The 12,478-nt window shown below is 36.5% G+C and carries 18 protein-coding genes, 1 tRNA gene and 1 pseudogene; 13 read left to right on the top strand and 7 right to left on the bottom strand.

What is annotated here, in order from left to right; translation table 11 throughout:
* Positions 1-11 precede the first annotated feature (11 nt).
* Complete coding sequence (accC, locus tag BWD121_RS02785) at positions 12-1,358, top strand: acetyl-CoA carboxylase biotin carboxylase subunit (protein ID WP_078663299.1); 1,347 nt, start codon at positions 12-14, stop codon at positions 1,356-1,358.
* Positions 1,359-1,567: 209 nt separating this feature from the next.
* Positions 1,568-1,643, top strand: a tRNA-Thr gene (locus BWD121_RS02780).
* A gap of 110 nt (positions 1,644-1,753) precedes the next feature.
* Here BWD121_RS02780 and BWD121_RS02775 read toward each other — a convergent pair.
* From BWD121_RS02775 to BWD121_RS02750, 6 genes are all read right to left on the bottom strand, one after another.
* Positions 1,754-1,945: a helix-turn-helix domain-containing protein gene (locus BWD121_RS02775; protein ID WP_078663298.1), complete on the bottom strand. Its 192-nt coding sequence runs from the start codon at positions 1,943-1,945 to the stop codon at positions 1,754-1,756.
* Between the two features lie 86 nt (positions 1,946-2,031).
* Positions 2,032-2,652: a lambda exonuclease family protein gene (locus BWD121_RS02770; RefSeq protein WP_078663297.1), complete on the bottom strand. Its 621-nt coding sequence runs from the start codon at positions 2,650-2,652 to the stop codon at positions 2,032-2,034.
* Between the two features lies 1 nt (position 2,653).
* Entirely contained in the window at positions 2,654-3,430 is a 777-nt protein-coding gene (gene bet / locus BWD121_RS02765; protein ID WP_078663296.1) for a phage recombination protein Bet, read from the bottom strand.
* Positions 3,431-3,441: 11 nt separating this feature from the next.
* On the bottom strand, positions 3,442-4,185 hold the full coding sequence (locus BWD121_RS02760; RefSeq protein WP_078663295.1) for an antA/AntB antirepressor family protein: 744 nt from the start codon (positions 4,183-4,185) through the stop codon (positions 3,442-3,444).
* 2 nt (positions 4,186-4,187) lie between these two features.
* A complete protein-coding gene (locus BWD121_RS02755) occupies positions 4,188-4,580 on the bottom strand; it encodes a hypothetical protein (RefSeq protein WP_078663294.1) in 393 nt (130 codons plus the stop codon).
* 191 nt (positions 4,581-4,771) lie between these two features.
* Positions 4,772-5,083 carry a transcriptional regulator gene (locus BWD121_RS02750; RefSeq protein WP_078663293.1) on the bottom strand — a complete coding sequence of 104 codons (312 nt, stop codon included), beginning with the start codon at positions 5,081-5,083 and terminating at the stop codon, positions 4,772-4,774.
* A 94-nt stretch (positions 5,084-5,177) separates the two neighbouring features.
* Here BWD121_RS02750 and BWD121_RS02745 point away from each other — a divergent pair, with 94 nt between their 5' ends.
* The 11 genes and pseudogenes from BWD121_RS02745 to BWD121_RS02690 form a co-directional block, all read left to right on the top strand.
* Entirely contained in the window at positions 5,178-5,519 is a 342-nt protein-coding gene (locus BWD121_RS02745) for a hypothetical protein (protein WP_078663292.1), read from the top strand.
* Entirely contained in the window at positions 5,516-6,025 is a 510-nt protein-coding gene (locus BWD121_RS02740) for a hypothetical protein (protein ID WP_078663291.1), read from the top strand. Before BWD121_RS02745 ends, BWD121_RS02740 begins: the two co-directional genes overlap by 4 nt.
* Positions 6,026-6,179: 154 nt before the next feature.
* The gene (locus tag BWD121_RS02735) at positions 6,180-6,755 is read left to right on the top strand and encodes a hypothetical protein (RefSeq protein WP_078663290.1); all 576 of its coding nucleotides are present in this window, start codon (positions 6,180-6,182) and stop codon (positions 6,753-6,755) included.
* Between the two features lie 5 nt (positions 6,756-6,760).
* On the top strand, positions 6,761-7,243 hold the full coding sequence (locus tag BWD121_RS02730) for a hypothetical protein (RefSeq protein ID WP_078663289.1): 483 nt from the start codon (positions 6,761-6,763) through the stop codon (positions 7,241-7,243).
* Complete coding sequence (locus tag BWD121_RS02725; protein ID WP_078663288.1) at positions 7,233-7,580, top strand: DUF1376 domain-containing protein; 348 nt, start codon at positions 7,233-7,235, stop codon at positions 7,578-7,580. Before BWD121_RS02730 ends, BWD121_RS02725 begins: the two co-directional genes overlap by 11 nt.
* Entirely contained in the window at positions 7,570-8,730 is a 1,161-nt protein-coding gene (locus BWD121_RS02720; protein ID WP_078663287.1) for a DUF1376 domain-containing protein, read from the top strand. Before BWD121_RS02725 ends, BWD121_RS02720 begins: the two co-directional genes overlap by 11 nt.
* A complete protein-coding gene (locus BWD121_RS02715) occupies positions 8,714-9,070 on the top strand; it encodes a hypothetical protein (RefSeq protein ID WP_078663286.1) in 357 nt (118 codons plus the stop codon). Before BWD121_RS02720 ends, BWD121_RS02715 begins: the two co-directional genes overlap by 17 nt.
* Positions 9,071-9,291: 221 nt before the next feature.
* On the top strand, positions 9,292-10,167 hold the full coding sequence (locus BWD121_RS02710; RefSeq protein WP_078663285.1) for a DNA adenine methylase: 876 nt from the start codon (positions 9,292-9,294) through the stop codon (positions 10,165-10,167).
* A 58-nt stretch (positions 10,168-10,225) separates the two neighbouring features.
* The gene (locus BWD121_RS02705; protein ID WP_078663284.1) at positions 10,226-10,546 is read left to right on the top strand and encodes a hypothetical protein; all 321 of its coding nucleotides are present in this window, start codon (positions 10,226-10,228) and stop codon (positions 10,544-10,546) included.
* A 2-nt stretch (positions 10,547-10,548) separates the two neighbouring features.
* Positions 10,549-11,040 (top strand): hypothetical protein, encoded by a 492-nt coding sequence (locus BWD121_RS02700; RefSeq protein ID WP_078663283.1) that lies wholly within the window; start codon positions 10,549-10,551, stop codon positions 11,038-11,040.
* A 489-nt stretch (positions 11,041-11,529) separates the two neighbouring features.
* Positions 11,530-11,835, top strand: a pseudogene (locus BWD121_RS02690) (Rha family transcriptional regulator); the annotation flags it as partial.
* 416 nt (positions 11,836-12,251) lie between these two features.
* On the opposite strand, the gene BWD121_RS02680 reads toward BWD121_RS02690, so the two are convergent.
* Positions 12,252-12,467 (bottom strand): hypothetical protein, encoded by a 216-nt coding sequence (locus BWD121_RS02680; protein WP_078663281.1) that lies wholly within the window; start codon positions 12,465-12,467, stop codon positions 12,252-12,254.
* Between the last annotated feature and the right edge of the window lie 11 nt (positions 12,468-12,478).

The raw sequence follows: 12,478 nt of genomic DNA, 5'->3' as shown, positions 1-12,478 counted from the left end.
GAGAGGTAAATATGATTCAGAAAATCCTCATTGCTAACCGAGGAGAAATTGCTCTTCGCATCCTACGGGCTTGTAAAGAGCTTGGAATCAAGACTGTAGCTATTCATTCAACTGCTGATGCTGACGCTATGCATGTCCGTCTTTCTGACGAAAGTGTTTGTATTGGCCCTCCTCCATCTCGTGATTCTTATTTGAATATTCACCAAATTATTTCTGCATGCGAGATTACAGGAGCTGATGCTATTCATCCAGGATACGGTTTTCTTTCTGAAAATGCAAAATTTGCAGACATTTTAGAAGCCCATGAAATTACATTTATTGGCCCAACATCTGCGCATATTCGCATCATGGGTGATAAAATTGAAGCAAAAAAAACTGCTAAAAATCTTGGAATTCCTATTGTACCAGGTTCAGATGGAGCTGTAACCGATGAAAAGGAAGCTCTGCGTATTATTAATGAAATCGGTTACCCTGTTATTATTAAAGCTTCTGCAGGTGGTGGTGGACGCGGTATGAAAGTCGTTCGTTCTGAAAAAGAACTTTCCACTGCTTTCAATACAGCACGTTCAGAAGCTCGTACTGCATTCAATGATGATGCAGTTTATATTGAAAAATATTTAGAAAAACCACGCCACATTGAAATTCAAGTTATAGGTGATGGAGCTGGTAATGCCATTCATTTAGGAGAACGTGATTGTTCACTTCAACGGCGCCATCAAAAAGTATGGGAAGAAGCCTACTCACCTGCCCTGAATGAACTTGAACGAAGAAAAATTGGTTCCATTGTTGCAAATGCTTGCGCAAAACTCGGTTATCGTGGAGCAGGAACTATTGAATTTCTTTATGAAAATGGAGAATTCTATTTTATTGAAATGAATACTCGTTTACAGGTTGAACATCCTGTAACTGAGGCAATTACAGGTATAGATTTGGTCCACGAACAAATTCATATTGCATCTGGCCAAGGGCTCTCAGTTACACAAGATGATATTCGTTTTTCTGGCCATGCTATTGAATGCCGTATTAATGCTGAAAATCCAATTAACTTTACGCCATCACCAGGACTTATAACACATTTTCACACACCTGGAGGTTTAGGGGTGCGTGTCGATTCAGGTGCTTATTCAGGTTATTATATTCCACCTTATTATGACAGCTTAATTGGAAAATTAATTGTTCATGGGCGTACACGCTTAGAGTGTATGATGCGTTTACGACGTGCTTTAGATGAGTTTGTGGTTGATGGAATTAAAACTACGTTACCTTTATTTCGTGATCTTATTGGTAACCAAGATATTATTGATGGCAACTATAACATCCACTGGTTAGAAAAATATCTTGCTGATAAATCAGCTTGATCAAATTTGTAAACAATAAAAAGAATGATTAAGTTTAAATAGCGCTTTATTTATCTCTTATAATAAACATAAAAAACCGTAAAAGATAAAAACATAGTCAAAATTCAACTGTTTCATACTTAAAAATATGCTTTTTTAAAAATATGTATTGAAATCTATAATTTTCTATTTGCCTTTTTATAAGTTTGTGTTACTTCCGATACAGTAATGCCCTTATAGCTCAGTTGGTAGAGCACCTGATTTGTAATCAGGGGGTCGGGAGTTCGAGTCTCTCTGGGGGCACCATATTTTATCTATAGCATGTTGAAATATATAGATTTTTACTTAATTTTCTAATTTTTCGACCACCCTTTAAGCCACCCTTTAAAGTTTATATAATTTTATATAAATTGTTGTTATTTGCAGCTTATTTCCTTTGGAATAAATGCCAAGATTTCTTTTTTTCTCCATCTTACTGATTTACCCAGCTTATATGGTTTGGGAAATAATCCTCGTGTCACCCAATTGCGAATCGTTGTTGTCGATACGCTAAAAAGCTGAGCACATTCACGTGTCGTGACATATCTATCGCCATCATCAAATATCATCTCATTACCTTTCTTTTTTATATTAAATAAATTGGTGGGGGCGCTGGTTGGGAGGGATGTAAGTAAAAGAGCGCCCCCTATGGGGTTTAAACAGCTTTTGTCAAGATTTGCATATCCTGTTCTATTTCTGCTAAAAATGTTTCGACAGCTTTATTGATGAGCTCAATCTGTTCATCATCGCGTGGGATACGTAGCGCCTTTACTCGCAAATGAGTTACTTGATGAGTAAACAAGGGATTGAAACTGACAAAGTCACACCATTTTCGTCCTGTGCAAGCCATTTGGAATTGCATTTGTAAGATATATTCAGGTTTGATTTCACCACTTAGCAAAAAACGTGTGTGTGTTGTTTCTTGAGGGCATTTGACTTCTATGAGGCCCTCATCTCCAATGAGACCATCAGGACTAGCGCCTGCCATTTCAATTGTCGGATGGGGAATAAATCCACATCGGGTGACGTTGGTATCGTAAATGAAGCTATATTCTTCAATTGCACTGTCTTCGTGTTCATTTCCCCAACGCATGGCAGGCGTTTCATAAGATAATATTGCTTTGTCTGTTAAACGTTCTGCAATGAGTTTGATTTTATAGTTTTCATATTTGCTTGTTGGTGAGCCTTTACTTGTTTTATCAACAATGCTGTCAATGTTTGAGGCTGTGACTTTACCTAAACGAGCTCGAAACCACTCTGGTGTCCTTTGTTCCATGTCACACCCCTGGTAGATTTTGTTGAGTTGGTGTGTTTGGTTGTTTTGGTGAAGGTAAAGCTTGTTGCTCTTCATCCACTTGTGAACGTTGTCTATCCTTCAAATGTTCTAAAATAATTTGCCCTTTCTCATGAGACATCTCTGTGAGGCTTAAGACCTTTGCAAAAGAGAGTACTTTTGCTTCTTCTGTTTTTGTTTGTTGTATTAGCTCTTTAATCTGTGCGAGTGATTCATCAGATACCCTCTCATTTTGGGGATTATGGTTAGCTTCATTGATACGAGCAGCTTCGTCTTCATCATAGATACCAGATAAACCGAATGCATAACGTGCACATTGTGCAACTGCTTTATGACGTAGCATGCGAAAGGGATATTCATTCCAAGGTTTTGTATTTTGTTTGCATTCTTTAAGATATTCAGCAACTTCTACTGGATGCTTCTTATCCTTCAAATATACAGTACATGTAGTAGCAATTAGTTTGCCATCGTTATCGAGTTGGTCTTGAAAGGTCATTCCATCGAAATTATCGTGTGAATGAATGATCTTTATCCAACCATCGATACCGACAATTGGGATAATACCGCCACCATATTTTTTAATTGCGTATATTTCTTTTTTAAGAGGGTTTAATCCATATTCATTGGCAAGATAGATAAAGAAAACAAAATCTTCCTCAGAAATATTGAAATTGATACAATTATTTATAACATTTTTGCGGAATTCTTGTTCAGAGAAACTGTATTTCTGTGCCACTGTTGCTATAAGGGAAGTTGTCATTATCTTTATCCTTAATGCAGAGTCTGTTTTTGGAACTGTTCTCTTAGGCGTGCCAATCCTTTGACTGTGATTTTTGCACTGGAAACGCTCATTTTTGTTCCGTCTGATTTTTGAATGGTGTGGATTACACAATCCATCAATCCTCTATTGATTTTATCCTGACAAGGTAACAAAGGCCCACCCGGAAAATTACGATAAGCCCACTTATGGAACTGTAAGTGCTTAGTAAAATCTGTGGGACGTACATCTAACATCTTTGCAGCTTCATATAAAGCAAACAAACCATCAGAGCGTTTTAAACTTTCAAGTGCTTCTGCTTTTGGTTTAAGTGTTTTAACCTCAGTTCTCAAATCTTCCAATTGTGTAATGCTCTCTAAAAGCAATTGCCTAATTGAGAGAGGATTCTGCAAAGCACTGACGAGGTCTAAAGGCTGTTTTGCTTTCCGTTCACACTCAATGAAATATTGACGGGCTTGTTTACCCTTTTCATTACGTTCAACCATAGCAAGTTCTTTCGCCATGTCTAAAGTAAGATGGTATTCTTTGCGATTGTGACCGCCTCTGCCTTTGCTTCCCAAAATTGGGAAGCAAACAAAGTCTTGATTTTCAACGAATTCATATTGATTAATACGTTCAGTAATCCAATCTGCAAACTTCTTACCAACTTCCAAAAACACATGCAATTCACGTGCATTGACTGTTTGAACAGTTTCTTGATTAATTGTATTGTTATGAATAGCGATAAGCGCTTCCATTATTAGATCCTCCGATAATTCATGTTTAAAACATCACAAGGACGCAAACGGTGCTGCTCTTCATAAGTACCGTAGACTTCATCAGCATATATCTCTTTTGAGACATTTTCTGAAAGAAGATGATACGCACGACTGTCCTTTATAAAGGGATGTGTTTTGCACTCTAAAAGAGAGGAGTCGCTATTCTTTACGTAGATTTCAGCAACTTCTTCTGAAATATCAAAACAGCAGTTTGACGTAAGGTTAATGCGAAGAATGATTTCAACATCGTCTAAACCATTAACAATATCTAGGATTTCAGTTTCTTCAAATGGTCCAAACTCAGCATAGGGATAATCATCATCACATACAACCAACAGAATTTCATGATCAGCTACAGAAACCTGTTTATTCATCTTCCATCCCCTCTCATTCGTGTTGGCAAATGTTTTATTTCTAAATATGGGGTAGACATATTTCATTTTTAATGAAAAATGTCAATTATAAAATTCATAAAATATAAAATATTTATGCGGGAGAAAAATAATGAAAGAAAAAATGTTAAAAAAACTTTGGGATTGTGCAGATAAAAAAGTGGTAGCTGCTATTATTTTTTGTCTAAAGAGCAAAAATTCTGAAGAATCGTTAAAACAGCTTGCTGAACTTCAGGATTTGCTTGATAAAAAAGACTGACGAATTGCCCAGACCCTTTAATTAAAAAGGGAGGTATCTCACCAACAAAGTTAATAATTTTTATTAACTCATCTGCTTTTATTGAGCGGTTTGCACCCGAACTATTCAATATGCTGGTTAGAGTGGATGGCAATATGCCTAGATGCTCAGCCAGCATTTTTTTGCTGCCGTGTCCTTTTTTAGCTAACTGCTCATTAAGCCATAATCTTAATTGTTCACGTTCCATGAAATAAAACTCTTTCAGATTGAATGAAAAATCAATATCATAAATTCTGAATTTTTTTCTTGATAAAATTCAGAATTTATGAAACTATACTGTTATGAAACAAGAACCTGCATATACCATTATAAAGTATTTAGGGGGAACTGCTAATATCGCCCGCATTTTACATAAATGTAAGGGGGCTGTTTATCGTATAACCTACTCTAAGAAAAAAGGTGGTGCTAATGGATTGTTTCCTGCAACTTACCAAGCACAATTGCTTAGTTACGCCAAACACAACAACATAGACTTACGTCCTGAGGATTTCTTTTATCCTGAACGTTTGCAAAACTTAATGCAGAAAAAAGAAACATCTCCAACATCTACGTTTTTGGAAAGTTCCACAGATAATGAGCATCAACAGAATAATTCGTCCTATCAAACAGAAGAAAGATTATGAAAGCAAAGGAAATGTTAAAAGAAATTTATACACGATTTTACAGATTAATAAATCGTAATAAGAGAATTGAGAATGCAAGTATATTAATAGAAGAATACACAGGGATAATACCGCCTGAGAATAGTACAGATGATGAGCTTGAGAAACAATATTCTATTCAAGAAAGTGTTCGCTTACTCAAAGAAAATGTCCCTTCATTAAAAGAGATGTTGCATAAGTCAAAAGTTGAAAGTTGTCTGAAACGCTATGAAGAAACCCTTGAAGAAGAAGGTCAATTGATTCAGGAAGAGCAAACTACACTTGAAAATCTGTCTAATCTAATTGAGCAAAAAAATAAGGCGTTACAGAAGCAAAAGAAAAAACTGGCTTTAAAGATAAAGTTGTTTGATATACTCAATGGTCAAAACAACGCTGAAGCCAATGTAAAACAGTTAACTAAATCGGTAGAGTTTTCATCGTCCCAAAAAGTTATTCCTTTTGAACAAAAGGAGTGTCTTCAAGCTTAACCTTGTACTCCATTTAAACGTGGCCATCTCATTAGTTTAGCGTTCAGAGTTTTAAGAAGGCTACTTTTCAAAAACATTTTTTCAATCGAGTTACTCGCTAGACGCTCTGTCATAGCGTGCATGGCCGTATATTGCCTAAACTGATGAGACAATTATGAAGATAAAATACGAGCTAACGGAAGAAAGTAAGCAAGTTCATATATTAAGATTTGGAAGGAAGTGCAGCCATACTCTTTATCGAATTAGAGCTTTAAGATACTTTGGTTTTATTGAAGCTGGTGAACTTGGTGGTTTTATAGAAAAAGAAGACAATCTTTCTCACTATGGCCATTGCTGGGTTTATGAAGATGCCCAGGTTTATCAGGATGCCAAGGTTTATGGTCGTGCTTCAGTTTGGAATGATGCCCAGGTATATGGTAATGCGCGTGTTAACGGCAGTGCTTTGATTCATGGCAATGCTCGGGTTTTTGGCGATGCAAATGTTCACGGTAGAGCACAGGTTCACGGCAATGCTTTGATTCATGGCAATGCTTTTGTTTATGACGATGCCAATGTTCATGGTAATGCTCAGGTTCACGGTGGTGCAGAAGTTTGTTTTAATGCAGAAGTTGCTGGCAATGCTCATATTGCTGGCGATCAAAAGATCCGTTCCGGTAAGCATTTTGGCGATAACACAGAGGTTGATGCGAGTGCTTCCACTCAACGTGATGCCCAACAGATAGGGCAATAAATGTCATGAGCTTTCATTCACAAACCATTCTTTGTCTTGATCTAGGTACGAAAACAGGTTGGGCAATTTCTTCTGAAGACGGCACGATAGCCAGTGGAACAGTGCATTTTCCTACACGTCGATTTGAAGGCGGTGGGATGAGGTATTTGAGATTTAAGCGATGGCTTACAGAAACCAAAGCGATACTAGGACACATTGATGCGGTGTATTTTGAAGAAGTGCGCTGTCACATTGGTACAGATGCTGCTCACGTTTATGGGGGCTTGTTAGCAATTTTAACCGCTTGGTGTGAACGCTATCAGATTCCTTATGACGGCATCCCTATTGCTACGATTAAGAAAGCAATGACAGGCAGAGGCAATGCCCCCAAAACAGAAATGATTAAGGCTGTGCGTGCAAAAGGACATGAGCCTGAAGATGATAATGAAGCAGATGCTTTGGCAATTTTATATTTAATGAAAGAGAGGGAAAACAGTGATGGCAACTAAATCACCCTGGGTAAAATTTTATCCTAGTCAATTTTTAAAAGAGCTTGAGGGTTTCAAACCAGCAGAAACCGCTGTTTACACAACATTGGTGTTGCTCATGATTGATAAAGGCGCTCCTATTTTTAACAATGCTTCTCAATTAACAAATTTGTGCGGCTGTTCAGTGCAAACGTTTCGAAAGATATTAGAAGCTTTAATCCGTTGTGGTCGTATCATTCGTTTAGAAGATGGACGTTTATGGCATACCTCATCAGCATTTGATCTTGATACCAACAGTGAAACTTCAAACACTGTAAGACAGAATGAGAAAAGAGAGGGGGAAAGCTATGTCAGCTAAATTGCCCTGGATAAGATTCTATTTGTATGACTGGAACAACGGTACAGATGGAATGACACCAGAACAAAGAGGAATTTATGTTACGCTTCTTATTCGCATGTATGACAAAAAGTCACCTGTGAAAGAAGATTTCAAAACGCTTGCACGTGTATGCAATTGCACTGAAAAAAAGTTCACAACTGTTGTCGATTATTTAATAAAAAATGACAAGTTAATCCAAACAGATGAAGGATTATGGAATCTTCGTGTAGAAGAAGAGCTTAAAGATTTTACTGATAGACAAGAGCATATATCGCAAGTGCGCAGTGAAGCTGGGAAAAAAGGTGCACAAGCAAAAATGCTTAAAAAACAATTTGCTAATGATTTTGTTGAAGCAAACGATAAGCAAAATAATAATTTGCTTCAAGCAAAATTTAAGCAAAACGATTTTTTGCTTCAAGCAAACGATAAGCAAAATCAAGCTATAAAGAATCAGAATCAGATATATAAAAAAACTAACACTATCGTGTTATCAAAAAAAGAAATTGCTTCAGAAAATTTAGCAACTGAAGTTTCGGTTCAAGATGAAACAACCGATGAGATGGTTGAGAAGCATTTGGATCACGATACCCCCTCATCAGAAAACCAATCACCCGTTTCAGAGCAAAAAAGCACTGAAAAGAAAACCAAGCGATCTAGGGATAGACGAGAGAGTAGCATTCCTGAGGATTTCAAACCTAACTTGAAATACGCAATCGACAAGGGCTTAACGCATGAAGAGGCGTTGTCAGAGTTTGAGAGATTTAAAAACTACTGGCTAGCAAGACCAAGAAAATGTGCAGAAATCAAGGATTGGCAGCGGACATGGTACAACTGGGTTACTTCCGATTATGGACTTTTAGCTAAGAAAAAAGCAAAACTGGAAAAGGAAAAACAAAATGGTAGGTATGAAAATTATTCTCAGCGACAAAAAAGTTTCAGCGAACGTCTTGCAGAAAGTTTCGAAAGTTCCAGAGATGATTTCTCATCTGGAAATGCTTATGAAGAGGATCAGTTCGGGGTATCCATTGATCTTCAAGAGTGGGAGCGAATTGACGAAACAGGAGGAGATGACAGCATTAGAAGTTTACAACAGTCTGCAGAGATTGCTCAGTATGAAAGCTTCGGATGAGCAGATTAAGAAAGCAGCTTTCTTGCTTTCGAGTTTGAGAGTTCCAGCTAACACAGATCCCAATGTAGTTTCCTCATCCTACAAGCTCACACTCAAGGATGTTTCAGCATACGCTCTTGCACAAGCCGTTGAAAATATTCTCACCGGTCAGGTTGAAGGGATGTCAAAGGTATTCATGCCCACATGTGCAGAACTTTCTTCCTACTGTCAGGAGATAGAAAGCGAGGTGCTTTGCAAAGCTTGGTATGTGCATAGAGCGATTGAAAATACTCGCAAGAAGGCACTGAAAGGACAGGAGAGAGGAGGAAATGTCATTCCCCTCACAAGAACGGCTTCATGAGTTTTAGAACAGCAAAGTAGAGAGAAATGGTGATCACTTTTGGATTAGATATGCGTTTAAATCAACAGAAACGCATCTTAGAGAGAGATTTGAAAGTTTTTTGATAATTCCACATTGGGAACATAAAACGCTCTGTATGAAGCTAATTTGAGAAAAAAGTCGTGAGGGATCATGAGAATATTTTCATCACGTTTTTTTCTAATATTGAGGGGTTGAAAGAGATGGTTTGTAGTTATTCTCCATTAAGGTATCCGGGCGGCAAGACTGCACTCTATGAAAAAATCAAAGAAATCTTTGAGACAAATGGATTAAACGGATGTTCTTATCGTGAACCTTTTGCTGGTGGTGGCGGATTGGCTTTAAAACTTCTTTTAAATGGTGATGTGAAAGATATTTACATTAACGATATTGACCCGTTTATTTGGAGTTTTTGGCATTGTGTTTTGTACAAGACAGAAGAATTAATAGAAAAGATTAACACGACGACTATTAACTTAGAAGAATGGTACAAACAAAAAGAAATTTCTCCTGAAAAAGCAGATGTACTTTCTGTAGGGTTTGCTGCCCTTTTTTTGAATCGAACAAACAGATCAGGAATTATTAAAAATGCTGGTCCCATTGGAGGAAAAGAGCAAACTGGGAATTACAAAATAGACTGTAGATTCAATAAAGAAAATTTAATTGGCCGAATTAGAAATATAAGCGCAAAAAAAGATAGGATATACTTAACACAGTTAGATGCACAGGAGTTTTTACTACGTCATGGAAGAAAAGATAAAGATGAAAACATTTGCCTTTATATAGATCCCCCATATTTTAAAAAGGGAAAAGGATTGTATACTGCATTTTATAAAACTAAAGATCATCATTATTTAGAAAATACCATTTCTAAACATGTGAATACTCTTTGGTTAATTACTTATGACAATGTAGAAGAAGTTAAACTCTTGTACAATCAATATCCTAAAGTAGAATTTAATATACGGTATTCTCTACAAAATAAGAGAAAAGCTCAAGAGCTGATGATTTTTTCACCTAAAATCAAAATTCCACAATCACTAGAACAGAATACAACATCACTTTGCAATGCGGCTTAACTGTTTTCATAAGCAAAATTTAAACTTTCAAGGTTGTACTAAAATCAGGATAATAACTATGAAATTTCTAAAATATCTTTTCTGTGAAACCCCTCCGAAACCAATGAAAAAACATTTTTTGGACACTGTTCATGGTTATGAGCGTTATGAGCCATTGGTTTATCATGATTCATGGACGACGCAATCGGTTGAGTGTTTTTACAACCTTTATGAGTACGAAGATGGAAGACGAACATTTGAAAGGTTTCCAGGGCGTGTTTATGACTATGATAAAACTCCAGATAATGCGGACTTTAGTATGATAGCGCAAATAAGAGCTTGGATTAACGGGGGTGATCTTCCTAAAATTGAAAATACTGGGAAGAATCTAGAAAGCTGAATATGTTTAAAATAATTGGAACTGTAGCGATATACATCATAGGATTTACAGTGTTGCAATTTTTGCAAATAGAAAAAAGCATTGAATTTATTCAAGCTGTTTTAATATTTTCATCTCTTGCCATTGTGATAACAATGATTTTTATGACAGCTTTCTTTAATTCCAAACTTGCTTCAGAATTGTATCACAACCCTAAACATCAATATGAAAAAACAACAGATTTGAATACTGTAACAGTTTATTTGCGCAAATATTTGTATAGTTTTTTGAATATAGTCTTTATAGCACTTTTGTTGTTACTTTTCCCAACTAATCTCAGACAAGACATTGTTTTACCTTTTGATTCAAAATGGGAATTTTATTTTTATTGGGATGTTTTGTTATGGTACTTTTTTCTAATTTTTGTGTGCACTATTTGCCTTCAAATGCGTGGTTTTATAAACAGTCTTGTACATTTGTTTAACTTAAATGCTGTCTACTCTCCTTTAGAGTAAATGGCTTTGAAGAATTATACTCTGAAAGTACTGAACCCAAATTTGGGGGCACTTATTTAGACAAATATTCACTGAGCCCAAATTTGGGCTGAGTGAATTTGCAGATTGGATTACTGAACGTATTCAAGATTATGAATTTAGGAAGGATGTAACTTTTGCTCATTTTTGAGCGAAACCCCTTTACTTAACTAAGTGCGGTGAATTTTTTGTTTGACAAAATCACGGAAGCATTTATATATGCGAATCAGGTGCCTAACAAACACCTTAAAATACCTAGCGGATTGGTTGCCGAAATAATCAGTCTTCCGCACATATTAAAGACTTTGACTCATTGTATGTATGTTGCATATAATGACCTCGTCGGGTGTAGTTATGTTATACAATACCCTTTATGGGGAAAGCATAACGACGGACTAGGTACCGTGTTTGTTAGCACCCGGCGCCCTTTTGGGTGTCATTAACAAACCATCTATTACCTAGGAGTTCATTATGAATAATTTAGTAAAAAACCCACAAACTACACTGACAATATCCAGTCGTGAAATTGCAGATTTGTGTGGTAAGCAACATGCTCATATAATGCGTGATATCCGGAAAATTCTTGGAGAATTATATCCTCAAAGTACTCAATCCAAATTTGGATTGAGTGATTTTGCAAGTTCATACAAAGATTCAACAGGTCGTATACTTCCTTGCTTTAACCTTCCCAAACGTGAGTGCCTTATTTTAATCTCAGGTTATAGCACAGTGTTACGTGCTAAGATTATTGATCGTTGGATGGAACTCGAAGGTCAATTACAACCCAATTATGAATTATTTTCTCGTGATTTATTAAAATCACCTTCAGGTATTGGTGAAATTTTAGAAATAATTATGACACGTTTATTAGATGCAAATGGTTTTGAAAAAGAGCTTGAACATTACAAATCAGTTACAACAGAAGCCAAGCGTGTTTTAGAAAGCCCTGTTGCAAAGGCTGCTTAATTACAAAGAATATAACCATACCTTTCCCCTGTAAAATGGGGAGAGGTTAAGTTTTATATTTGTATGCAGGGCAAGTTATTCAGGTTTTGTCAACATGCATCCATCCACACAACTGTTTACCGTGTTCATTATGCTTTAAAATGTCTCGTGCTAAGTTTGGACTGATTGCATTGAGATCTTTTCTGTCTAAATAAATAGGCAACCATCCAAGACAAGAGGAAGCGTATTTATTTGTCGCGCACCCAGTTAGAGAGAGCAGCACGTACATCATCATCACGTTTCTTGTTAATCTCATTTTCTATTTCCAACCTTGTTGTTGCTACTTTTAAAGATTCTTCTGTTTGTTTGTGCTGTTCAACTTTCTTTCCAAGACGAAATGCCTTTGCTAAAGTTATAAAGAAAGCGATGGACGCTGTTATTACAATCACCAAATATCTTTTCATCCGCTGCTCTC

The organism is Bartonella sp. WD12.1 (assembly GCF_002022415.1).
Lineage (GTDB): Bacteria > Pseudomonadota > Alphaproteobacteria > Rhizobiales > Rhizobiaceae > Bartonella.
This window is presented reverse-complemented; position numbering and strand designations above follow the sequence as displayed.